This window comes from Streptomyces sp. NPDC052012 (assembly GCF_040689265.1).
GTDB lineage: Bacteria > Actinomycetota > Actinomycetes > Streptomycetales > Streptomycetaceae > Streptomyces.
This window is the reverse complement of sequence record NZ_JBFAXA010000001.1, coordinates 404128-426318: the sequence shown is the minus strand read 5'-3', so window position 1 is coordinate 426318 and position 22191 is coordinate 404128. Positions and strand designations below refer to the sequence as shown.

Annotated in this window: 23 protein-coding genes, 1 other RNA gene and 1 pseudogene; 15 read left to right on the top strand and 10 right to left on the bottom strand. The window is 71.8% G+C overall.

Going from position 1 to position 22191, the window contains the following annotated elements; genetic code table 11:
* Positions 1 to 56 precede the first annotated feature (56 nt).
* Positions 57 to 176 (top strand): annotated as a pseudogene (locus AB0412_RS01950) (iron transporter); the annotation flags it as partial.
* Positions 127 to 1116 (top strand): hypothetical protein, encoded by a 990-nt coding sequence (locus AB0412_RS01945; RefSeq protein ID WP_366400476.1) that lies wholly within the window; start codon positions 127 to 129, stop codon positions 1114 to 1116. The pseudogene AB0412_RS01950 and the gene AB0412_RS01945, both read left to right, overlap by 50 nt.
* 45 nt (positions 1117 to 1161) lie before the next feature.
* Here AB0412_RS01945 and AB0412_RS01940 read toward each other — a convergent pair whose 3' ends face one another.
* Together AB0412_RS01940 and AB0412_RS01935 are read right to left on the bottom strand one after the other, a co-directional pair.
* The gene (locus AB0412_RS01940; protein WP_366400475.1) at positions 1162 to 1899 is read right to left on the bottom strand and encodes a bifunctional DNA primase/polymerase; all 738 of its coding nucleotides are present in this window, start codon (positions 1897 to 1899) and stop codon (positions 1162 to 1164) included.
* A 112-nt stretch (positions 1900 to 2011) separates the two neighbouring features.
* Entirely contained in the window at positions 2012 to 2632 is a 621-nt protein-coding gene (locus AB0412_RS01935) for a TetR/AcrR family transcriptional regulator (protein WP_366400474.1), read from the bottom strand.
* A gap of 109 nt (positions 2633 to 2741) precedes the next feature.
* Here AB0412_RS01935 and AB0412_RS01930 point away from each other — a divergent pair, with 109 nt between their 5' ends.
* Positions 2742 to 2936 (top strand): DUF6243 family protein, encoded by a 195-nt coding sequence (locus tag AB0412_RS01930; RefSeq protein WP_366400473.1) that lies wholly within the window; start codon positions 2742 to 2744, stop codon positions 2934 to 2936.
* Positions 2937 to 2940: 4 nt separating this feature from the next.
* Here the strand turns inward: AB0412_RS01930 and AB0412_RS01925 are convergent, their stop codons facing one another.
* Positions 2941 to 3918 carry a small ribosomal subunit Rsm22 family protein gene (locus AB0412_RS01925; protein ID WP_366400472.1) on the bottom strand — a complete coding sequence of 326 codons (978 nt, stop codon included), beginning with the start codon at positions 3916 to 3918 and terminating at the stop codon, positions 2941 to 2943.
* A gap of 241 nt (positions 3919 to 4159) precedes the next feature.
* On the opposite strand from AB0412_RS01925, the gene AB0412_RS01920 reads away from it, so the two are divergent.
* From AB0412_RS01920 to AB0412_RS01905, 4 genes are read left to right on the top strand one after another with little or no spacing between them, the layout of a single operon-like run.
* On the top strand, positions 4160 to 5674 hold the full coding sequence (locus AB0412_RS01920; RefSeq protein ID WP_366400471.1) for a glycoside hydrolase family 18 protein: 1515 nt from the start codon (positions 4160 to 4162) through the stop codon (positions 5672 to 5674).
* A 57-nt stretch (positions 5675 to 5731) separates the two neighbouring features.
* Positions 5732 to 6772: a glycosyltransferase gene (locus tag AB0412_RS01915; RefSeq protein WP_366400470.1), complete on the top strand. Its 1041-nt coding sequence runs from the start codon at positions 5732 to 5734 to the stop codon at positions 6770 to 6772.
* A gap of 3 nt (positions 6773 to 6775) precedes the next feature.
* The gene (locus tag AB0412_RS01910; protein WP_366400469.1) at positions 6776 to 7216 is read left to right on the top strand and encodes a hypothetical protein; all 441 of its coding nucleotides are present in this window, start codon (positions 6776 to 6778) and stop codon (positions 7214 to 7216) included.
* Between the two features lie 54 nt (positions 7217 to 7270).
* Complete coding sequence (locus tag AB0412_RS01905) at positions 7271 to 7666, top strand: hypothetical protein (protein WP_366400468.1); 396 nt, start codon at positions 7271 to 7273, stop codon at positions 7664 to 7666.
* Here the strand turns inward: AB0412_RS01905 and AB0412_RS01900 are convergent.
* Together AB0412_RS01900 and AB0412_RS01895 are read right to left on the bottom strand one after the other, a co-directional pair.
* Positions 7644 to 8795 (bottom strand): serine hydrolase domain-containing protein, encoded by a 1152-nt coding sequence (locus AB0412_RS01900; protein WP_366400805.1) that lies wholly within the window; start codon positions 8793 to 8795, stop codon positions 7644 to 7646. The genes AB0412_RS01905 and AB0412_RS01900 overlap by 23 nt on opposite strands.
* Positions 8796 to 8806: 11 nt before the next feature.
* Complete coding sequence (locus AB0412_RS01895) at positions 8807 to 10177, bottom strand: multidrug effflux MFS transporter (RefSeq protein ID WP_366400467.1); 1371 nt, start codon at positions 10175 to 10177, stop codon at positions 8807 to 8809.
* Between the two features lie 83 nt (positions 10178 to 10260).
* On the opposite strand from AB0412_RS01895, the gene AB0412_RS01890 reads away from it, so the two are divergent.
* Positions 10261 to 11304, top strand: a complete 1044-nt coding sequence (locus AB0412_RS01890) for a Gfo/Idh/MocA family oxidoreductase (protein WP_366400466.1) — start codon at positions 10261 to 10263, stop codon at positions 11302 to 11304.
* Here the strand turns inward: AB0412_RS01890 and AB0412_RS01885 are convergent.
* Entirely contained in the window at positions 11291 to 12979 is a 1689-nt protein-coding gene (locus tag AB0412_RS01885) for an alkaline phosphatase D family protein (protein WP_366400465.1), read from the bottom strand. The two genes, AB0412_RS01890 and AB0412_RS01885, sit on opposite strands and share 14 nt — an antisense overlap.
* Positions 12980 to 13150: 171 nt before the next feature.
* Here AB0412_RS01885 and AB0412_RS01880 point away from each other — a divergent pair, with 171 nt between their 5' ends.
* Positions 13151 to 13921 carry an SDR family oxidoreductase gene (locus tag AB0412_RS01880; RefSeq protein WP_366400464.1) on the top strand — a complete coding sequence of 257 codons (771 nt, stop codon included), beginning with the start codon at positions 13151 to 13153 and terminating at the stop codon, positions 13919 to 13921.
* Between the two features lie 282 nt (positions 13922 to 14203).
* Here the strand turns inward: AB0412_RS01880 and AB0412_RS01875 are convergent, their stop codons facing one another.
* Positions 14204 to 14530 carry a nuclear transport factor 2 family protein gene (locus AB0412_RS01875; protein WP_366400463.1) on the bottom strand — a complete coding sequence of 109 codons (327 nt, stop codon included), beginning with the start codon at positions 14528 to 14530 and terminating at the stop codon, positions 14204 to 14206.
* Positions 14531 to 14755: 225 nt separating this feature from the next.
* Between AB0412_RS01875 and AB0412_RS01870 the strand changes: the two genes are divergently transcribed.
* Both AB0412_RS01870 and AB0412_RS01865 read left to right on the top strand, forming a co-directional pair.
* The gene (locus tag AB0412_RS01870) at positions 14756 to 15301 is read left to right on the top strand and encodes a DoxX family membrane protein (RefSeq protein ID WP_366400462.1); all 546 of its coding nucleotides are present in this window, start codon (positions 14756 to 14758) and stop codon (positions 15299 to 15301) included.
* Between the two features lie 54 nt (positions 15302 to 15355).
* The gene (locus AB0412_RS01865) at positions 15356 to 15697 is read left to right on the top strand and encodes a MazG-like family protein (RefSeq protein WP_366400461.1); all 342 of its coding nucleotides are present in this window, start codon (positions 15356 to 15358) and stop codon (positions 15695 to 15697) included.
* A gap of 415 nt (positions 15698 to 16112) precedes the next feature.
* Here the strand turns inward: AB0412_RS01865 and AB0412_RS01860 are convergent, their stop codons facing one another.
* Positions 16113 to 16844, bottom strand: a complete 732-nt coding sequence (locus AB0412_RS01860; RefSeq protein ID WP_366400460.1) for a hypothetical protein — start codon at positions 16842 to 16844, stop codon at positions 16113 to 16115.
* Between the two features lie 141 nt (positions 16845 to 16985).
* Between AB0412_RS01860 and AB0412_RS01855 the strand changes: the two genes are divergently transcribed.
* Positions 16986 to 17423, top strand: coding sequence for a hypothetical protein (locus AB0412_RS01855; protein ID WP_366400459.1), 438 nt, complete (start codon positions 16986 to 16988; stop codon positions 17421 to 17423).
* Between the two features lie 172 nt (positions 17424 to 17595).
* Positions 17596 to 18384, top strand: a complete 789-nt coding sequence (locus AB0412_RS01850) for a DoxX family protein (protein WP_366400458.1) — start codon at positions 17596 to 17598, stop codon at positions 18382 to 18384.
* A gap of 22 nt (positions 18385 to 18406) precedes the next feature.
* Here the strand turns inward: AB0412_RS01850 and rnpB are convergent.
* Together rnpB and AB0412_RS01840 are read right to left on the bottom strand one after the other, a co-directional pair.
* Positions 18407 to 18816: RNase P RNA component class A (rnpB, locus tag AB0412_RS01845), an RNA gene on the bottom strand.
* 46 nt (positions 18817 to 18862) lie between these two features.
* On the bottom strand, positions 18863 to 19555 hold the full coding sequence (locus AB0412_RS01840) for an NAD(P)H-binding protein (protein WP_366400457.1): 693 nt from the start codon (positions 19553 to 19555) through the stop codon (positions 18863 to 18865).
* A gap of 77 nt (positions 19556 to 19632) precedes the next feature.
* On the opposite strand from AB0412_RS01840, the gene AB0412_RS01835 reads away from it, so the two are divergent.
* Together AB0412_RS01835 and AB0412_RS01830 are read left to right on the top strand one after the other, a co-directional pair.
* Positions 19633 to 20259 carry a TetR family transcriptional regulator gene (locus AB0412_RS01835; RefSeq protein ID WP_366400456.1) on the top strand — a complete coding sequence of 209 codons (627 nt, stop codon included), beginning with the start codon at positions 19633 to 19635 and terminating at the stop codon, positions 20257 to 20259.
* A 151-nt stretch (positions 20260 to 20410) separates the two neighbouring features.
* The gene (locus tag AB0412_RS01830) at positions 20411 to 22012 is read left to right on the top strand and encodes a cation acetate symporter (protein WP_366400455.1); all 1602 of its coding nucleotides are present in this window, start codon (positions 20411 to 20413) and stop codon (positions 22010 to 22012) included.
* The last annotated feature ends 179 nt before the right edge of the window (positions 22013 to 22191 follow it).

The following is a 22191-nucleotide window of genomic DNA, read 5'->3' as shown; positions in this document are numbered from 1 at the left end:
ATCGCGCGTGCTGCCTCCGTGCCCCGGGCGGTGGGCCTTCCGGCCCGCGACGACCGGTCCCCTCGTCCGCCCCGCACCCGGCCCCGGTAGGGTTCGCCTCCGGGAAGGGGAAGGTGAAGGAACCGGATGATCAGGGATCTCGGCCTTCGAAGGCACCGCAGGCTCCGCAGACTTGAGAAGTGCGTGCTGCTGACGGCCGCCGTGTCGGTGACCGCCAGTGGCTGTGTGGTGGTGCACGGCGAGCGCGAGGTGCTCCCGGCCACCACCCGCGCGGAGGCCGCGAGGGCGCTCCAGCAGTTCACCACCGCCTACAACAAGGCCGATGAGGCGTACGACAGTTCCCTGGACGCCGAGCACACCACCGGGGCGCTCGCCGACATCGACAAGGCGCGGCTGACGGCCGGGAAGGCCAACAACCCGGACGGCAATCCCTCGCACGCGCCGCTGAAGCTCACCGACGCGAAGTTCACCATCCCGAAGAAGGCGGGCTGGCCGCGCTGGTTCCTCGCCGACGCGGCCGGCAACAAGGGCGGCGAGGCGCGCTGGCTGCTGGTGTTCACCCGCAGCGGCCTGGACGAGACCTGGGAAGTGGCGTATCTGACGCTGGTCGCCCCGGACGACGTGCCGGAGTTCAAGACGGACCAGGACGGCTGGGCGGAGGCGGTCCCCGCGAACGCCACGGACGTGGCGGTGCCGCCGGGCGAGCTGAGCCAGGGGTACGCGACGTATCTGAAGGACGGCGGGGACGCATTCGCGGTGGGACCGCACACGAGCGCGTGGCGGGCGCTGCGGAAGAAGAAGTCGGAGCGGCCCGGTCTGGTCACGCAGTACATCGACGAGCCGATGACGAACGGTGACTACCAGCCGCTGGCCTTGCGGACGAAGGACGGGGGCGCCCTGGTGTTCTTCACCACGCGTCACTTCGAGAAGCAGACGGCCGCGGCGGGGGCGTCGGTGCCGACGCCCAACAAGGACGTGCTGGCGCTGACCACCGGGGAGATACGGCAGTCGCTGACGATGCAGTTCGTGTCGAACGAGGTGGCGTTGGATCCGGCGGAGGGCGAGGTCGAGATTCTCGGGCGGATTCAGGGGCTTACGTCGGCGAAGGGCGAGTAGGCCCGGTGGGGGCCCCTTCGAGTCGGCTGCGGCCGGACTTCGCCGTCAGTGGTGACGCAGGGGCCAGGCCGTGCCGGCGGGGTCCTGGTGAGTGGACGCGTGGCGGGCGCAGGAGTCGGTGAGGACTTCCAGGAGGGTCAGGGGGTCGGGGAGCGGGTGCTCCGGGCCGCGTAGCCAGCGGACCGACGGGGCGTCGTCGCCGGGGAGGCGGGCGGGGGGTACCAGGACGTAGGAGCCGCGGCAGTGCCAGCGCAGGCCCGGGTGCTCGTCCATGGTCTCCGGATGGCAGTCCAGCTCGCACGGCCACCACTCGTCCTCGTCCTCGGGGGTGCCGCGGGTGAGGGTGAAGAACAGCATGCGGCCGTCGTCGCTCTCGGCGACCGGGCCGACCTCCACACCGGCGTCGAGCAGGCGCGTGAGCGCCTCGCGGCCGGCCACGAGGGGCACGTCGAGGACGTCGTGCACCATGCCGGTCGCGGTGATGAAGTTGGCCTGCGGCTGATGGCGGGCCCAGCGCTCGATCTGGGCGCGGTCGGTGGTCGACTGGGTCTGCCAGGCGAAGGACACCGGATGCCGGGCCGGGGTGGGACAGCCGACGCGGTCGCAGGAGCAGCGGTATCCGACGGGGTGGGCTGCGGGTGCGAGCGGCAGGCCCACGGCGGCGGTGGCGAGCAGCAGGGCCTCACGGCCGCCGTCGTCGGCGGTCTGCTTCGGGCGGCGTCCACGCAGCCACTGGGAGAGTTTGCCCTGCCGGCCGGTCCGGCCGCCGAACTCCGCGCTCATCTATCCCCTCGCCTCGCCGTCGTGCGCTCCAGCATGCCCTATGGTCGCACCATCGTGCGCATCGGGGGGCCGGAGCCCACAATCGGTGCAGGTGGGACGAGGGGGGCATTCCTCAGCGGGGGGCCAGGCCGTGGAGGGCGTAGTCGACGAGGGTGTCGGTGTACTCGTAGCTGATCGGGCCCGTGTACTGGAGCCAGCGCTGGGCGAGCGGGGAGACGAAGAGTTCCAGCGCGATGCGCGGGTCGATGTCGGGGCGGACCTGGCCGGCCTCCTGCGCGGAGCGCAGCCGGTCGACGTAGAGCTGGAGCTGCGGCAGGAGCAGCTTGGCCACGAATCGGCGGCCGAGTTCCTCGTTGACCACGCCCTCGGCGGCCAGGGCGCGTGAGGGCGCCTCGAAGGCGGGGTTCTTGAGTTCGTCGACCGTGGCGCGCAGGACGCCCTTGAGGTCGGCGGCGAGGTCACCGGTGTCGGGGATGGCGTACGGCAGCTGTCCGGCGGCCTCGGCGGCCTGCTCGCCCAGGTCGAGGAAGGCCTCCAGCAGGACGTCGGCCTTGGACGACCACCACCGGTAGATCGTCTGCTTCCCCACTCCGGCGCGGGCGGCGATGCCCTCGATGGTGGTCTTCGGGTAGCCGACCTCCGCGACGAGGGCGAGGGCGGCTTCGTAGATCGCGCGGCGGGAGCGCTCGCTGCGGCGGGAGGCGTCGGGGGTGGACTGCGGGTTGGTGGCCATGGAGTCGAATTTATCAGGTTGACAAGACGGTGCGTCTCGCCGGAGAGTGGTCGGTGTTCGGGCCGAGACGATACGTCTCGTTGCATGAGGGTGAGGAAGGGAGACCACCATGGCGCGTGGCGGAGCCGGGAACATGCTCGGGGTCGGAGGTACGCGGCAGCACCTCGGCCGCAGGGCACTGCGCGGAGGTGAGCGCGGCGGCCGTATCGGGGGCGGGCTCGATCCGCGGGCCCAGAAGCGGGAGTTGCTGCGCAGGCTGCAGGAGAAGCGGGCGGAGCAGGAGGAGCGGGAGGAGCGGGAGTGAGTCGTCAGTGATCGGCGGGGGGCCAGGGGGCGCCCCAGGTGGTGTCCCTGGCCGCCCGGTACAGGTCGCCGTGGCGCTTGGTGACCGTGGCGCGGCGCAGGGCGGGGTCCGTCTCGCACAGGTCGAGCAGGACCTGACCCTTGCGGATCTGCGGCTTGCGGACGACGCGGGCGGGAGCCGGGGTGACCGGCTGCCGGGTGGCGGCGACGTAGCTGAACTTCTCGTCCTCGTAGGCGAGCGAGCCGCCCTTGACCTGACGGTGCAGTGAGGAGCGGCTGACCCTGGCCGAGAAGTGGCACCAGTCCGTGCCGGGGACGATGGGGCAGACGGCGCTGTGCGGGCAGGGGGCGGCGATGCGGAAACCGGCGGTGATCAGCCGGTCGCGGGCCTCGATGACGCGGGCGTAGCCGTCGGGGGTGCCGGGTTCGACGATCACGACGGCCTGCGCGGCGTCGGCGGCGGTGTCGACGAGGGCGGCGCGGTCGGGGGCGGTCAGCTCGTTCAGGACGTAGGAGACGGTGACGAGGTCCGTGCGGTCGAGGCTGAGCGCAGGGCCGATACGGGTGCGATGCCACTCGGCTTTGCCGAGGTCCGGGTTGGCGGTGGCGAGCTCGCGGCCGAGGGCGAGGGCGGGCTCGGCCCAGTCGAGCACGGTGACGCGGCGCTCGCCGGGCCAGGTCGCGGTCACGGCCCAGGCGGCGGCGCCGGTGCCGCCGCCGAGGTCGGTGTGGGCGGTGGGGGTCCAGTCCGGGACCGCTGCCGCGAACGCCGCCAGGGCCTCGTGGACCGCCTCGAAGGTCGCGGGCATGCGGTAGGCCGCGTAGGCGGCGACGTCGGCGCGGTCGCGGAGGATGGGGGCGTGGGTGGGGGTGGCGCCGCGGTAGGTGGCGATCAGCCGCTCGACGGCTTGGCCGGCCTGGCGGGGCGGGAGCCCGTCGAGGAGGCCGGCGAGGGCGGAGCGGAGGGTGTCGGCGGCGTTCACCCCGGGATTCTACGGTGACCGCCCCTGGGAGCTCCGCCCCCAGCCCCCGCCCCCTCGCCCACCCACCACCCGACTCGGTAGGTCAAGAGGTACCCCCCGGCGAACTCGGTCGGCCGGAAGGGAGCCCCTGCAGGGTGCGGCCATTGCGGCGGGGTTGGGTGGGGTGTGGGCGGGGCTGCGGCTGGTGGGGCGGTGGGTTTCGGACCATGGCTTGCGCAGGGGACCGGACCGAGGGAGCTTCATGAGCGCAGGAGTGCGAGGCACACGGCGCGGGCCGTTCACCGCCGGGCTGATCGCCGCAGGTCTGTCGGCCGCGCTGGTGGCCGCCGTGCCACCGGGCGCCTCGGGCACCCCGGGGACTCCGGGTGCTCCGGGTGCTCCCGGCGCCTCGGGCACCCCGGGGACTCCGGGGACTCCGGGCGCTTCGGGTGCTCCCGGCGCCTCGGGGACTCCGGGCCCTCCGCGCTCTCCCGGCCTTCCCGGCGCTCCCGGCGCTCCGGGCGCTCCGGGTGCTCCGGGTGCTCCGGGTGGCAGCGACGCCGGCGGTGCACTTGTCGGCGAGCGCGTCGGGTATTTCCCCGGGTGGGGTGTCTGGGGCGGCTTCCACGTCAAGGACATCGACCGCGCCGCCGCCAAGCTCACCGTCGTCAACTACGCCTTCGCCCAGGTGACCGAGGACGGCGTGTGCATCGAGGCGAACCACACACCTCTCAGCGACGCCTGGGCCGACTACCAGCGGCCGGCCACCGCCGCCGAGTCCGTGGACGGCGTCGCGGACCGTCCGGAGCAGAGCCTCAAGGGCAACTTCAACCAACTGCGCAAGCTCAAACAGCGCCACCCCCACCTGAAGATCGTCCTGTCGCTGATGTCCGCGCACTTCTCCGACAGCGCCCTGACGGCGGACTCCCGCAGAAAGCTCGTCACCTCCTGCGTGGAGCTGTTCATCAAGGGCAACCTGCCGGAGCTCCCCGGTGAGGAGACCACCGAGGGCGGGCCGGGCTCCGGCTTCGGGGTCTTCGACGGCATCGACATCGACTGGGAGTACCCGGCGTACCCGAACGCCCACGGCCACCGGTACCGCCCGGAGGACACCCGCAACTTCACCCTTCTGATGGCGGAGTTCCGACGGCAGCTCGACGAGGTGGGCCGCGAGCGGAAACGCGCCTACCTGCTGTCGGCGGCCCTCCCTCCCAGCCCGCGCAAGCGGGAGAGGATCGAGGCCGCCGAGGTCGCCCGGTACGCGGACTTCCTCACCGTCATGACGTACGACTTCGCCGGCCCGTGGTCCGCCAACGGGCCGACCGACCACAGCGCCAACCTCCGGCGCAGCGCGGGCGAGGGCGTCGAGAGCCGGCACATCAGCGTCATGGAGGCGGCCCGTGCGTATGTGAAGGCGGGCGTTCCGAAGCGGAAGGTCGTCGTGGGTGTCCCTTTCTACGGCTACGGCTGGAAGGGCGTCCCCCCGACGAACAACGGGCTGTACCAGGAGGCCGAGTCCGCCGTACCGACGAAGGACTACCGGTTCATCGCCCGGCAGCCCGGCAGGGTCTTCCGCGACCCCACCGCCCGGGCCGCATGGAAGTACGACGCGGAGAGCGGGAGTTTCTGGACGTACGACGACGCCACGGCCGTGAAGGACAAGGCCGCCTTCGTCCGGGAGGAGCAGCTGGGCGGTGTCATGATCTGGACGCTCGGCGGGGACGACGACAGAGGCACGCTCGTCGACGCCCTCCATGAAGGGCTGAACGGTCTCTGACACCGAATGGCGGTCGGTCGTCATGCGCGTCCCGCGAGGCCGCCTTAACGTGACGTTGTGAAAACGTCACATGGCCTGCTGGATGTGACCGTCATCGTTCCGGCGTACAACGAAGCGGACCATGTCGGTGACACCATTCGATCGCTTCAGACACAGACGCTGAAGCCGACCGGCATCATCGTCGTCGACGACTGCTCGACCGACGACACCGGCCAAGTGGCACGCTCCTACGGCGTGAAGGTCATCCGGCCGGAGACCAACACCGGCACCAAGGCCGGAGCGCAGAATTTCGCCCTGAACGGGCATGTCGACACCTCCCTGACGATGGTTCTCGACGCGGACACCGCCCTGGCCCCGGACGCCATCGAGAGGCTCTCCGCGGCGTTCGACGATCCCGAAGTCGCCGCGGCCTGCGGCTTCGTGGTGCCACGGCATGTGCGGTCGGTGTGGGAGCGCGGCCGGTACATCGAGTACCTCTTCTCCTTCTCCTGTTTCAAGGAGGTGCAGGATTTCTACCGGAGGCCGATGATCGCCTCCGGCTGCCTGTCCATGTACCGCAGTGACGCGCTCCGTGCCGCCGGCGGCTGGTCGACGCGCACCATGGCCGAGGACATGGACCTCACCTGGACGCTGTATCAGCTCGGCTGGAAGGTCCGTTTCTTCCCGCAGGCCGTCTGCTATCCCGTGGAACCGCACACCTACGCGTTCATGGCCAAGCAGCTCAGGCGGTGGTCGCATGCTTTTCTGCAGAACGTTCAGCTGCATTGGCGGGGGATTCTCAGAATCCCCTATCTCTTCTGGCTCGCCATGGCCTCGCTCATCGACGGAATCGTCGGGTCTCTCTTCTTTCTGCTGATCCTGCCGATCCTCGCCGTCGCGGCCAGTCCGCTCTTCCTGATCGGCTATGTGGTCGACGCGCCACTGATTCTCGTGCCGGTCCTGCTCGCCGCCCGCAGACGCGCGGAGCTCGGAAAGGCACTCGTCAGCTTCCCGTCGTTCTTCGTGCTGCGCCTGCTGAACGGTTGGCACCTGCTGGCGGCCGTATGGAAGGAATTCGTGCTGCGCCGGCCTCTCGTCGTCTATGAGAAAGGGCACTGAGAGATGGTCTTCGGCATACCCGGACTGTCGGCTGTTCTCTACATCCTCTCGGTCCTGGCCATGCCGGTGACCGAGTTGGCCAGGGCGATCACCGGCCGCCGCACCGGGCGGCGCTGGCGGGTGATCGTCCGCCATGCGGCCCTGGTCGCCGTCATCACGACCTGCGTCTGGCTGGTGTCCGCCGGCCATCCGGCCATCGACGCCCTGAGACCCGGCGGCACACTGCACGACGTCTACCAGTGGGCGCTGAGGACGAGCATCGTGCTGATGGCGCTGCTGGCGCTCGTCCCGTGGCTCGTCCGGGCGGTGCGCCGCGCCTGCCGCCACCTGGGCTGGATCTGTGCGCACACCCGGCATCCCCACCCCGCCCGGCCCCACCCCTCGGTCCTGGCCATCGTGTGCCCCGATTGCGGACGGCTGTCGTTCCAGGTCCAGCAGGCATAGCGCGGGTGACGGGGGCCTGTCGGGGCCTGCGTGCACCGATACGCTGGCGCGGTGATGAGCAAGGGGACGGGTGGACGGTGGCTCGCTGCGGTGCTGGCCGCTTCCGCGGTTCTCGCCTCGGGGTGCGCGGGCTCGGTCGACGCCGACGCGTTGCCCGGTGTGTACCGCGATGACGAGACCGGCGGCGAGATCCGGCTCGATCCCGACGGTTCGTTCTCCGCGACCGATGTGTCGATCGACGGGGTGTCCGGCCCCGCCGACTTCCACGGCAGCTGGGACTTCCTCGACGACCGGGCGGCCGGTGACTTCGTCTACCTCGCGATCGAGGACGGCGGGCTCGGCAGGATCGGCGGCGTCCAGCTCTATCCGCACGGCCGGGAGGCGGTGGCGTTCCGTGCCGATCCGGACGGGCCGCCGTCCCTGGTGCTCACCCGGACGGCGGCGCCGTAGGACGTTCGTGGCCCCGGCCGGGGAGGACCGCCCTGGCGAGGGTCGTCGCCGCGTCGGCCCTCGGGCGGCTGTCCGGGGGTCTGCGGCGGGGGTGGACCGTGTTCGCCAGGAGGATCAGGAAGGTGTCCGTGGCGCGGTCCAGGATCAGGGACGTTCCCGTGAAGCCCGTGTGCCCTGCCGCTCCGTGGCCGGCGAGCTCGCCCATGAACCAGGGCTGGTCCAGGGCGAATCCCAGACCCGGGGGTGTGAACAGGAGGTCCACGAAGTCGGGGCCGAGGATGCGGGCGGGGCCGTGGGAGCCGCCGGCCAGCAGGGTGCGGCAGAACACCGCCAGGTCGCGGCCCGTGGAGAACAGTCCGGCGTGACCCGCGACGCCGCCCAGCGCCCAGGCGTTCTCGTCGTGCACCTCGCCCCGCAGCATCCCCCGGTCCGCCTTGGCCCACGGCCGCCGCTGGTCCTCCGTGGCCGCCGCGCCGGGGCAGGGGCCGAAGTCGGTCGCCGTCATGCCGAGGGGGCGGGTGATGCCGTCGTGGACCAGGGTGTCGAGGGTGCGGCCGGTGATGCGTTCCAGGACGTGCTGGAGCAGCAGCATGTTCAGGTCGGAGTAGCCGTACGTGCCGGGCGGGGAGGTGGGTTCCTCCGCGCGGAGCAGGTCCAGGCGTTCGGTGTCGTCGGCGCAGTCGTACAAGGGGAGTTCGGGGCGCAGGCCCGAGGTGTGGGTGAGCAACTGGCGCACGGTGATGCCGTGGCGGACGGCGGCCGTGAAGTCCGGCAGGTACGCGCCCACGCGTGCGTCGATGCCCAGGGTGCCCCGCTCGATCTGCTGCACGGCCGCCACCGAGGTGAACAGCTTGGTCAGGGAGGCCAGGTCGAAGGGGGTGTCGACGCTCATCGGGACGCGCTCGGCCGGCGGGAGCTCCACCGCCGCGCCGGTCCGCTCGTCCCACGCCGCGTAGCGCACGGCCCAGCCCGCCGCCTCCTCCACGGCGATCACCGGGCCGCGGCCGACGACCACGACGGCGCCCGCCGCCCAGGGGCGGTCCCCGGAGGTGAGGGCCCGCACGTCGGCGACGAGGCGGCGCAGCTCTCCCGGGTCGAGGCCGGCGCGTTCCGGTGTGCCGGGGCGCAGTCGCGGTGCGCTCAGCTGTCCGCTCCCTTCGCGCTCGGACGTCCGTCGCCCTCTCCGCTGGTACGTCCGTCGCGCTCTCCGCTGGTACGTCCGTCGCCCTCCGCGTGCGCACGCCCCTGCCATGGGCGGCACAGTCCCATGAAGCAGGCCAGCGCCACCAGCGCGGCGGCCAGTTGGACGACGGCCATGGGGACGGCGGTGTCCTCCCCGGCGATCCCGACCAGCGGGGAGGCGATCGCGCCTATGAGGAAGGACGACGTGCCGAGCAGCGCGGACGCGGAGCCCGCGGCGTGCTTGACGCGCATCAGGGCGAGCGCCTGGGTGTTGGGCAGGGTGATGCCCATCGCGGACATCAGCACGAACAGCGCGGCGGCCACCGGCGCCAGCCCCACCTCACCGAACACGCCCAGCGACATCAGCAGCAGCGCGGACGCGGCGACGATGACGACGGCGAGGCCGAGGGCGAGGACCCGGTCCAGGCGGACCCGGCCGACCAGGACCTTGCCGTTGATCTGGCCCACGATCACCAGGCCGACTGAGTTGAGCCCGAACAGCAGACTGAAGGTCTGCGGGGAGGCGCCGTGGATCTCCTGGACGACGAACGGGGACGCGGCGATGTAGGCGAAGAGGGCGGCGAAGGCGAACCCGCCGCTGAGCAGATAACCGGTGAAGGAGCGGTCGGCGAGCAGCCGGCGCATCGAGCCGAGGGCCTCCCCGACCCCACCGGCGTGCCGGGCGGCGGGCGCCAGCGTCTCCGGGAGCCTCGCCCACACGACGACCCCGAGCAGCACTCCGACCACCGTGAGGACGACGAACACGCCCCGCCAGTCCGTCACCCGCAGGATCTGCCCGCCGATCAGCGGGGCCACGATCGGCGCGACGCCGGAGATCAGCATCAGCGTGGAGAAGAAGCGGGCCATGGCCACGCCGTCGTACAGGTCACGGACCACGGCCCGGGCGATGACGATGCCGGCCGCACCCGCGAGCCCCTGCGCCAGCCGGAAGGCCACGAGCAGTTCGACGGTGGGCGCGAGGGCGCACAGCGCGGTGGCGACGACGTACACGGCGAGGCCGATGAGCAGCGGCCTGCGGCGCCCCCAGCGGTCGCTCATCGGGCCGACGATCAGCTGCCCGAGCGCCATGCCGGCGAGGCAGGCGGTGAGGGTGAGCTGGACGGTGGCGGCGGGCGCGTGCAGGGACCGGGTGACCTCCGGGAGGGCGGGGAGGTACATGTCCATCGCCAGCGGGGGTGTCGCGGTCAGTCCGCCCAGGATCAGCGTGACGAGCAGGCCGGTGCGGCGTGCGGTGGCGGTCGGCGCGGATCCCTGGGCCGTCGCCGGTGTCGCTGTCGAGTTCGTTGTGGACGCCCCACCCTCGGGCATGTGGCCCCTCCCTTTCCGAATCATCCGGTCCCTATGCTCTCAGCTCGTACGTGTGGTCGATGACACGAGCAGGGGTGGGACGGATGGCAGGGCAGAAGGTGCGCTGGGGAATCCTCGCGACCGGGGGGATCGCCGCGACGTTCACGGCTGATCTGGTGGATCTTCCGGACGCGGAGGTCGTGGCGGTGGCGTCGCGCTCGCAGGAGTCGGCGCAGGCGTTCGCCGAGCGGTTCGGGATCGCGCGTGCGTACGGCGACTGGGCGTCGCTGGCGCGGGACGAGGAGGTCGACGTCGTGTACGTCGCCACCCCGCACACGGCCCACCGGGTGGCGGCCGGGCTGTGCCTGGAGGCCGGGCGGAACGTGCTGTGCGAGAAGCCGTTCACGCTGAACGTGCGCGAGGCGCAGGAGCTGGTCGCGCTGGCGCGGAGCAACGGGCGCTTCCTGATGGAGGCGATGTGGATGTACTGCAACCCTCTGATCCGGCGGCTGAAGGCGCTGGTCGACGACGGGGCGATCGGTGAAGTGCGCAGTGTGCAGGCGGACTTCGGGCTGGCCGGTCCCTTCCCGCCCGCGCACCGGCTGCGGGACCCGCAGTTGGGCGGGGGTGCGCTGCTGGACCTCGGGGTGTATCCGGTGTCGTTCGCGCAGCTGCTGCTCGGGGAGCCGTCGGACGTGGTGGCGCGGGCGCAGCTCTCGGACGAGGGCGTGGATCTGCAGACGGGGGCGCTGCTCTCCTTCGGCGGGGGCGCGCTGGCCTCGGTGCACTGCTCCATCGTCGGCGGTACGGCGACGTCCGCCTCGGTGACCGGTTCCAAGGGGCGGATCGACGTCCCGTACGGCTTCTTCTTCCCGGACCGGTTCGTGCTGCACCGGGACGGCCGGGACGCCGAGGAGTTCACCGCCGACCCGGCCGACGGGCCGCGGGCCAGCCTCAGGCACGAGGCGACGGAGGTGATGCGCGCGCTGCGGGCCGGCGAGACGGAGTCCCCGCTCGTGCCGCTCGACGGCACGCTCGCGGTGATGCGGACGCTCGACGCGATCAGGGACCGCATCGGCGTCCGCTACCCGGGCGAGGACGCGGTGGACGCGTCCTCGGCGGACGAGCCGGTGGTCACGCCGGCTTGAGGCCCTGGTCGCCGACCTCGGTGACGAAGGACGCAGCGGTGGTGAGCGGCGCGCCCTGCGTGGTCACGTGCGGGACGGTCCTGTAGTCGACCCGCGCCAGCTCCCGGCCGAGGGACACCGTCGCGTAGCCGCGCCGGCCGTTGTAGAACCTCATGTGCGGGTTGGCGGCCATGTAGGTGTCCCAGTTGGCCGGCTTCTCGGAGCCGTTGCCGCCACTGGTGACGGACGTGGTGACGATCTCGGTGCCCAGGGTCGCCGAGTCCGGGTCGTCGAAGTCGCGCTTGATGTCGAAGCCGTAGTGGACGTGCACGTCGCCGGTGAGGACCATCAGGTTCCGGACACCGGCGGCCTGCGCACCGGCCAGCACCCGTTCGCGTGAGGCCGGGTATCCGTCCCAGGAGTCCATGGAGACCTTCGACGGCAGGGTGGTGGAGTTGTGCCGCCGGGAGAAGGTGACCTGCTGCGGTACGACGTTCCACACCGCGTCCGACCGGTGCCAGCCGTCGATCAGCCAGCGCTCCTGGGCGTCACCGGTGAGCGTGCGGCTCGGGTCCTCGGACTCGGGGCCGGGGTACTGCCAGCCGTCGCCGTAGGCCTGGTTGCTGCGGTACTGGCGGGTGTCGAGGACGTCGAACTGGGCCAGCCTGCCCCAGTGCAGCCGGCGGTAGAGCGGAAGGTCGGGGCCGTCGGGGAGCTGAGGGCGGCGCAGCGGCATGTTCTCCCAGTAGGCCCGGTAGGCGGCGGCGCGCCGGAGCAGGAACTCCTCCGGCGGGACGCTGTTCTCGGGGGTGTCGCCGGCGTAGTTGTTCTCGGTCTCGTGGTCGTCCCAGGTGACGACGAAGGGGTGCGCGGCGTGCGCGGCCCTGAGGTCGGGGTCGCTCTTGTAGAGGGCGTACCGCAGGCGGTAGTCCTCCAGGGTCACCGTCTCGTGGTTGAACAGGTCGGGCAGGGTGCCGGCCGGGTAGGCGCGGGCGCCGGCGGAGGAGTTGACGGCGTACTCGTAGAGGTAGTCGCCGAGGTGGATGACGACGTCCACGTCGTCCTCGGCCAGGTGCCGGTAGGCGGTGTAGTAGCCCTGGTCGTAGCGCTGACACGAGGCGAGGGCGAAGGTGAGCGCGGAGGACAGGGCGCGCTCGGCGGGCGCGGTGCGGGTGCGGCCGACGGGGCTGATGAAGCGGCCGGCGCGGAAGCGGTAGTAGTAGACGTGGCCGGGGGCGAGGTGGCCGGCCTCGACGTGCACGGTGTGGTGGAACTCGGGGTGGGCGGTGGCCGTGCCGCGTCTGACGACGCGCCGGAACCGCTCGTCGAGGGCCAGTTCCCAGCCGACGGTGACGCGCTGAGCGGGCAGTCCGCTGTCGGCCTGGTACGGGGTGGGCGCGAGGCGGGTCCACAGCAGGACCGAGTCGGGGTGCGGGTCGCCCGAGGCGACGCCGAGGGTGAAGGGGTCGTCGGTGAGCTGGGCGGCGTCGAGTTCGGCGGCGCTCGCGGCGCCGGCGGCGGGCAGGCCGACGGAGAAGGCGAGCGCGGCGGCGGCGCCGGTCACGGTCAGGAAGCGTCGGCGGTTCAAGTGGCGGGCGGCGGCGCGGAGTTCGGGGGCGTGGGTGCCGAAGGGGGCGCCGAAGCAGGGGCCGGCCTGGGGGTGCTGGTGGCTGGGCCGGTGGTGTGCGGGTGTCATCCGTTCCTCCCCGGTGCGGTGGCTGCGGGGAGCATTCGAATGGCGCGGGACGACCGGCGATTGGCGCGAACATGACCATCGCACGTCGGAATGATGAGTTCCGTTCCGGGCGTCGCACGTACGCTGCGAAGCCATGAACAGTGCGAGAACTACCGAGGAGAGGCGCCACTCATGACGGCAACCGAGGAACAGCGGGAACAGCGGATCGGCGTCGTCACGGGCGCGGGTTCGGGCATCGGCCGGGCGGTGGCCGTGGAACTGCTGCGGGCCGGCTGGTCACTGGCCCTGGCGGGCCGCCGTACCGAGACACTTGAGGAGACGGCGGCGCTCGTCCCCGACGGCACCGCGCTGACCGTGCGCACGGACGTCTCGAACCCCGTGGACGTGGCGGCGCTGTTCACGGCGACGGTGGAGCGCTTCGGCCGGGTGGACCTGCTGTTCAACAACGCGGGGACGTTCGGGCCGGGCGGGGTGCCCGTGGAGGACCTGTCCTACGACGCCTGGCGGCACGTGGTGGACACCAACCTCAACGGGGCGTTCCTGTGCGCGCAGGCGGCGTACCGGCAGATGAAGGAGCAGGACCCGCAGGGCGGCCGGATCATCAACAACGGCTCGATCTCCGCCCACACGCCCCGGCCGCGCTCGGTCGCCTACACCGCCACCAAGCACGCGCTGACCGGCCTGACCAAGTCGCTGTCGCTGGACGGGCGGCCGTACCGGATCGCGGTCGGCCAGATCGACATCGGCAACGCGGCGACCGACATGACGAAGGCGATGGAGGCGGGGGTGTTGCAGGCCAGCGGGGAGGTCGCGCCGGAGCCGGTGATGGACGTCGCCGATGTGGCGCGCACGGTGCGGCACATGGCGGAGCTGCCACTGGAGGCGAACGTGCAGTTCGCCACGGTGCTGGCGACGACGATGCCGTATGTGGGGCGTGGCTGAGGGCTGGACACCGACCCTGAGCGGGCCGACCCGGCCCACACAAGCGGAATTTGGATTTCCGCACCATTGCGGCCGGTGAAGGCCTTATGCTCAACTTCTCTACACAAAAGCTTCACACTTGGAGCACGAGGCTTCGTACGGAGCCTCCGCAGGCCACATCCAGGGGGGAGGCGGCAGCCGTTCCACGCCACCGGGTGGGGGTGGACCCGCGCGGGACCGCGGGAACGCACCGGGGCGTGGAACGGCTGCCGTGTCAGGGCCCGCCGGGCCCTTTCAGCCCTTTCAGGCCTGCCCGGTCTCGAAGCGGGTGATCCGGCCGTCGTCCGCCACGTCGAAGCTCCAGCGGGTGCGCATCTCCCCCCAGGTGTCGTTGCGATAGCGGACGATGAGGGTGCGGCCGTTGTCGGACTCCCGGTCGACGTCCATGTGGCCGTTCGAGGAGAAGATCTCGCGGTCGGTCCACTCGGCGAGGTCCCGGTCGGTGCCGTCGTCGGCCATGGTGGCCCCGGGCGCGAGCAGCGCCATGAAGCCCTCGCGGTCGTGGTTGTTCACGGCGGTGACGAAGGCGCGGACGGCCGGGTCGCTGAGGCGGGTGGTCTGAATCGTCATGCCTGCCAGCGTCGTACCGCCCGCCCGCCCCCGCCACCAGGGCCACCCGAACGGCGTCCGGCGGCGGGCCGCGCCGGGGCGGTGATGCGACGGTGGTGGCGGCGAAGCGACCGCTCCCGCTGTCTGTGCAGGGCGGTCGCGGCGATACGACTGCCCCGGCTGCCTGTGCTCCGGCTGCCTGCCTGCCCCGGGAGAGCGACTGTGATGTTCTGCGACCGACGTGACGTGCCCTCGTACGACCGACGCGATGTGGGCCTGCTGCTGCTGCGGCTGGGCGCGGGCGGTGTGCTGGCGGCGCACGGCGCACAGAAACTGTTCGGCTGGTTCGGCGGGCACGGCCTCGAGGGCACCGGCCAGTTCATGGAGACCGTCGGCTACGCGCCGGGCAAGGCGAGCGCGACGGCAGCGGGCCTGGCGGAAGCGGGCGGCGGCACGCTGCTGGCGCTCGGGCTCGCCACCCCGGCGGCGGGCGCGGCGGCGGTCGGCGCGATGGCGGGCGCGGCAGCCGTGCACACGCCGAACGGCTTCTTCAACCAGGAGGGCGGCTACGAGTACGCCGCGACCCTCGGCCTGACCGCGGCCGGACTCGCCGTCACGGGCGCGGGCCGCCTGTCCCTGGACCACGCCCTCGGCCATGTGCTGGACCGGAGCTGGATGCTCCCGGCGGCGTTCGGGGTGACGGCGGCGGCGACCGCGCTGGTGGTCGGGGCGCGGAACAGGCGGCTGCGGCGGGCGAAGGAGGGCGAGCAGGAGCCGTTGTTCGAGGAGTAGCGGTCAACGTCCCGGGCGGCACACGCTGTCAGTGCCGTCTGCCAGGCTTCACGCATGACCGATCACGCGCCCGACCTCTGGGACTCCATCGACGACCTGCACGCCTGGCTGGACACCCACCGCCCGGTCGGCGGCCGGGAGGGTCTGCTGCTGCGCATCCTGAAGCTGTCGGAGGAGGTCGGCGAGGTGGCCCAGGCGGTCGTCGGCGCCACCGGCCAGAACCCCCGCAAGGGCACGACCCACACATGGGACGACGTCCAGTCGGAACTGTGCGACGTCGCGGTCACCGCCCTGGTCGCGCTGCGCACCCTGACCCCGGACGCCCGGGAGGCCTTCACCCGGCACCTGGAGAAGGTCACGCAGCGGTCGCTCGGGCCCCGGCCCGGGCTCGGCTGATCGAGAACGCCGGACATGGCTGCGGACGTGGCGGAGCCCGGGAGTCGTATCCAGCTCCCGGGCCCCTGGGGATGCCACCCAATTGCGCACGCCGGCGGCGTTTAAGAGGGCGGATCAGTCGTCAGGCCGTCGTGTTCTTCCTTTGAACTACCGCACCAGGTGAGAGGTGCAGGCGAGAGTCGAACTCGCATCCGGCGGCGTTCGTCCGTCCTCGGTCGATCCGGCGATCGGCGGCGATGCTGAGACTGGAGCGAGAGTCTGAGATTGAACACGGCCCTTGTGCTGTGGGCGTGTCTTCAGGCTGAACTTCAGTGTCAGCTTGCGCTCCGCACGCGAACCGGTCCTCAATCCGGCCCGCGCTGGTTGCGCACCCCCGCGCTCGCACGCGGGGGCGATGGTGGGGCTGCCCGTGGCCTCAGCCGAACAGGTAGCCGAACACCGCGTCGCCGACCCGCTGATCGGTGACCTCGGTGCCGTTGGCCTCCTCACGGGCGAACTTCACGGCCTGCTGGAGCTTCTCGACCCGCTCCAGCAGTTCGTTCACGCGCCGCGCGGGCAGGGCGCCGGAGAACTTCACGGTCGTCCAGTACCCGATGGGTACGTCCTCGTAGTACACCTCGACCTGCGCCGGGTGCTTCTCCGTCGCCTCGGCCTTGACGTGGTTGCGCGGCACCTTCTTCGTACGGATGGTGCGCACGGGGTCCGTCTTCCACCAGTCGGTGGACGGGTCGAGGGACCAGGACTCGGCGGCGTCGAGGGTCGGGAGCTTCTTGACGAAGGCGTGCAGGTCGGTGAGCTGCTTCTCCAGGAAGAGCAGGTAGCTGACCGGCACGTCGGCGACGACGGTCCGTCCGTCGACCGTGACGTCCGCGCGGGCCGTGCAGTTCGCCCAGTCCTTGGTGGCGGTCACGTCGAACAGGCGCGTCAGCGACGCGGACATCTCCCGCAGCACGTCCTCGGCCTGCACCTGCACCCGCGTCGACTCGGGCGGCAGCTGCTCGCCCTCCTCGTCCTTGGGCTGGTACGTCCGCGAGATCCCGGCCAGCAGCGCGGGCTTCTGCACCTTGCCGTGCGCCGCGGTGATGTCCTGAAGCGCCTTGCTCTTGACGCCCTTCTCGACGGCGATGATCTGATTGAGTTTCGCCACGTCGGCCCCCCCTTTTTTCGAACGTGAGGAATTTATCCGGGGGTTCAGCACCGCCGCACCTGCTTTTCCTGCGTGGAGGTCCATGGAGGCCCATGGAGGTCACTGCCCGGGAGCGCCGGCCGGACTGCAAGACTGGAACACATGAACGACGCCGCCGAGCCCGAAGTCCCGTCCGGGCGTGCTCATTTACCCCGTGCCACCCGCCTGTTCCTCATCGCGGCCCTGACACTGAGCGCGGCGGGCTACGCGGCGACGGCCTACCTCGACAGCACGACGCCCGAGGCCCGCCCGCCGAGCCCGTACGACACGGAGCCCCCGTCGGACTGCTCCAGCCCGGCCTCGGACCCGGCGTTCTGCGCGCAGCCCGGGGAGGACAGCGCCTGCGAGGAGGACGCCCGTCTCACCGCCCGACGCCTGGCCCCGTCCCCCTGGGCAGTCTTCTCCCCACCACCCCCTGCTCTGGCCCGCCCACAGCCGTACGGCGTGTACGTCGCCACGGTGTGCGACATCGCGTCGGCGAGTTCGGCCGTCCCGCACTCCCCCGCGCCGACAGCGGCACCGGCGCCGTCGGCGCCTTGACGTGGCAGGAACCCCCGGCCCGGATGACCGATCGCATCCATGCCGTGGATCACCGGCATCAGCACTTGCGATCAGCCGGGGGATTCCGCCCGGGCCGAGCGCACCGCACAGTGGCGCATACGCCGGACCGTTCCCGGCGTGCACCCCCTCACCTGTGCGAGAGGACTCCGCCATGCCCGATTCCCGGTCGGACACGCTGCGGCGCGTCATCGGCGTCGCCCCGGCCCACCGCTTCCGGTCCGCCGCACCGAGTGTCGTACGCGTCGTCGCCGGAGCCGTCATGGCGGTCCACGGCATCGACAAGCTCATCGACGGGCCGGCCGGGTTCGGCGCGTTCCTGGGCAGCATGGAGGTCCCCGCGCCGACGACGACGGCGTGGGCGGTGGCGGTCGGGGAGACCCTCGGCGGGCTGCTGCTCGTTCTCGGTCTCCTGTCCCGGCTGACGGCGCTGCTGCTGACCGTCCACCTGTGCGTGGCGATCGCGCTGGTCAACGCGGACACCGGCTTCATGACGCCCCAACAGGGGGCCGGGGCCGGGGCGGGAGCGGAGTTCCCGCTGATGATGACGGCCGCGTTCCTCGTCGTGCTGCTGGCCGGACCGGGACCGCTCGCACTGGACCGCTCACTGGGCATCGAAGGCCCGCCGCCGGCCCGCCGCACCCCCGCCGCCACACGGCCCCCGGCCACACGGCCGTCAGTCGTGCGCGCGTCCGTCATCAGCGGCGCGATCGGAGGCGTCGTCGGCGCGGTGATGAGCGCCCTGGCCAACTACCTGCTGGTCGGAGTCCCCTCCAGCGCCGCGGCGAACGCCACCAACCACGCCGTGTCCGGCCTGATCAGCGGCTTCCTCGCCGGTTTCCTCGGCCTACTGACCCACCAGCGCAAACACGGCCCGGCGTCCCGGCCTGCCACTGCGGAAACCCCACCGACTCCTGCGACCTCACCACTGCCCGAGGCCTGAAAGGCCCGGCGCGGCGTAGCGGCAGACGAGTCGGGCTGTACGCCGGGTTCTGTTCCCGGGGTTCCTCGCGGAGCCCCGGGCGACGGCCATCCATCTAGGACCGACGTTGCCGTCGGTCTCGTGCGGTCTACCCGCGGACTCGGGCGGGCAGCCCTCGATCGTCCGCGCAGAGCCGCCTGTCACCAAGCGACTCCTTTTGACCTTGCTCCGGGTGGGGTTTACCTAGCTGCCCAGGTCACCCTGGGCACTGGTGGTCTCTTACACCACCGTTTCACCCTTACCGAGGACCGAGATCCCCGGCGGTCTGCTTTCTGTGGCACTGTCCCGCGGGTCACCCCGGGTGGCCGTTAGCCACCACCCTGCCCTGTGGAGCCCGGACGTTCCTCGGGGAGCCCCGGTGAGGGGACTCCACGCGGCCGTCCGCCCGGCTCGTCTGCCGTGCTGACCATGGTACGGGACGCCCGACGCCCTCCCTGGCTCACTTCTTCTTCACGCCCTCGTTCCAGATCAGCTTGGCGATGTTCGGCTTGACCGCCGTGGTGACGACTCCCATGGCCGTGCGCACGTACCGCCGCTCCTGCAGTTCCCGCAGCATGCTCGCCGCGAGGTCGGTGCGGGCGGTGAAGACGCCGTCGGCGCTGGTCTCGGCGGTCACGTAGTCGGTGACCTCGGGGTGCTCGAAGAGGCCCGAGGGACGGACCAGGGTCCAGTCGAGGTCCGTGCGGCGGATCACGGTCTCCATGCGGCGCATGTCCTCGTGGAGGGTGCGGCCAAGACGGCGGTTCACCAGGGGGTCGAGGACGTGGTTGAAGAAGTGCGCGCCGGTGGGCCGCCAGTTCGGGTCGGCGATGCTGGAGCTGATCGCCAGAAGGCGCTTGATGCCGTGGTGCGCCATGGCCTGCGTGATGGACGTGGCGCTCGCCGAGTACGTGGTGATGGGCTGCTTGCTGAAGCGGGTGCCCAGTGCGGACAGGACGGCGTCCGTTCCGGCGATCGCCGCATCGACGGCCGCGGGGTCGGTCGCGTCGGCGACGGCCACGGTGAGGCCCGGCCGCTCGGGAAGGGCGCCGGGGCGCCGGGTCACTGCGACGACCTCGTGGCCGGCGGCGAGCGCCTGACCGGTGAGGTGGCGGCCGGTCGGTCCGTTGGCGCCGAAGACTGCGATGCGCATGGTGTCGGGGCGTCCCCTCGTGAGATGTCTGGAACGCCCTTGACTGTGCCGATGGCGAGAGGCGAGGCTCAAGCCTGATGAATAACGTCGCCGCCACCGCCGCCCGCTCCCGGGGGCGTCCTCGCGGCCATCCGCCGACCCGCGCGTCGATCGTGTCGGCGGCCCGTGCGTTGTTCCTGGAGCGTGGTTACCGGCGTACCACCCTGCGTGCGGTGGCCGGGGCGGCCGGCGTCGACGCGGCGCTGATCGCGTACCACTTCGGCTCGAAGAAGGGCCTGTTCGCGCAAGTGATGCAGGTCCACTGCGCCGAGGCGCTGGCGGTGGACGACGTCCTCGGCGGCGACCCGGCCACCCTCCCCGACCGGTTGGTCGACGCCGTGACGGCTCTGTGGGAGGACGCCGACTTCCGGCAGCTCACCGCGCAGGGCGACGAGGCGGCCGAGGTGATCCGCGAGTACCTGGAGAGCGAGCTGCTGGCCCGTCTTGTTGAATTTCTCGGCGGGCGGGACGCGACCGCCCGCGCCACGGCCGTCGTGACGATCCTCGGGGGCCTCATCTACACCCGCTACCTCAACCCGCTCCCCACCCCCGCCGCCCTCACCCCGTCCGCGATCCGCGGCGCTCTCGCCCCGGCGCTGCGCGCGGCCCTGGCGCCGAGGGCGCGCACCACGGCAGCCACCTCAGGGCGGTCGGCCTTCGGGTGAGGCGCCGGTGGGCGGGTGTTCCCGTTGCACAACCCGTGGCGTCCACGGCTGTGCATCCGCATACGGGAGCGCTCCGCTTCTGTACGGCGGCGTCGGCGGGGTGATGGCGTACGGGCATGCCTGGAGTGGACGGCCCCGCCGAGGGGGCACGATGAGCGACGTCTTCGACGGCGAGGCCCTGGCCGCCGTCGTCTTTCTCGCGTTCGTGGCGGTCTCGCTGCTGCTGTGCGGGCTCGCGGCGGCCGACGAGGACGACCCCGAGCACTTCTACGCGGGCGGCACGGCGCTCGGGCCGGTCGGCGGCGGGCTCGCCGTCGCCGGGGACTACGTGTCGGCGGCGACCCTGATCAGCACCACCGGCGCGGTCGCGCTCAACGGCACCGACGGCATCCTGTTCGCCTGCGCGAGCGTCGCCTCGCTGGCGCTGGTGATGGTGGTGCTGGCCCGGCCCCTGCGCCACAAGGGCGTGTACACCCTCGGCGACTTCCTCACGGCGCGCCTGGCGGATCCCTCCGTGCGGCGTGCGCTCGGCATCGCCACCCTGGTCGTCCTCGTCCCGCTGCTGGTGGTGCAGTTGACCGCGGCCGGTCAGATCATGGTCTCGATGTTCGGGCTGCCCGAGGACCTTTTGGGCGCGTGCACGGTCGGGTGCGGGGCGATGATGATCTGCTACTCGGCGCTGGGCGGTATGCGCGGCACCGGGTACATCCAGATCCTCAAGACGGTCATCCTGGTCGGTGTGGTCGTGGTGGTCGCGGTCATGGTCCTGAGCCGGTTCGGCTTCTCGCCGTTCTCGCTGTTCTCCGCGGCGCGCGACGGCAGCGGTCAGGGCGGCGCGTACGCCGTTCCGGGTCTGCAGTTCGGCGACGATCTCGCGGGGCGGCTCAGTCTGGTGGGCTTCCTGATCACGCTCGTGCTGGGTCCCGCCTTCATGCCGCACATCACGATGCGGCTGCACCCCATGGGGCCGCATTCCGCGCGCCGGACGGCGGGCTGGGCGGTGGGTCCGGTGGCCGTCATCTGCCTGTGCGTGGTCGTCATCGGGCTCGGCGCGGCGGCGCTGGTGGGCGGCAAGGCCCTGCGCGCCTCCGATCCGCTCGGGAACTCGTCCCTGCTGGTGATCACCTCGGCGCTGGATCCGCAGCCGGGCGGGCCGCGGCACAGCATGCTGTTCGCGATGGTGGCGTGCGCGGTGTTCGTCACGACGCTGTCGACGGTCGCCGGCATCACGCTGGCCTCGGCGTCGTCGCTGGCGCGGGACTTCACCGAGCGCAGGCGCGACGGCAGCCGCCGTTCCGCGAAGCACGAGGTGCGGTTCGCCCGGTGGGCGATCGCCGCGGTCGGTGTCCTCGCCGTGATGCTGTCCACACAGGCCTACGGCCGCAATCCGCAGGCCCTGATGATCTTCTCGTTCACCGCCGCGGCGTCGGTCCTCCCCCCGGTGCTGCTGACCGCCCTGTCCGGCCGTGGCATCACCGCGAGCGGCGTCCGCTGGGCGGTCTACGGCACCCTCCCGGTCGTCACCGTCCTGCTGGCCTTCTCCCCCGCCACCTCGGGCAGCCCGATCGCCCTCCTCCCCGACACGGACTTCCACTGGTTCCCCATGAACTCCCCCGCCCTGATCACCGTCCCGCTGGGCTTCCTGCTGGCCCGGCTGGGCTCCCGCGATCAGAGGAAGTCGGCGGTGGCCAGCTCGAATCCGAACGGTTCCGGCAGCGCGAGCGGCTTGCCGAGCGGACGGGTGCACAGCTGACAGCGCCGAGGGAGCGAGAGTGCCGTCCGGGACCGCATGGTCCTGCGGGCAGCCGTCCAAGGTCCCGAGCCTCAGACCCTTGAGATCGGGTCGTAGGTCATCACGTCGGCGTGCCTCTCCTTCGGTCGCTCGCCAGGCTGGAGCACGCACCGGCGGCTCACTCGCCGTGACGACCAGGC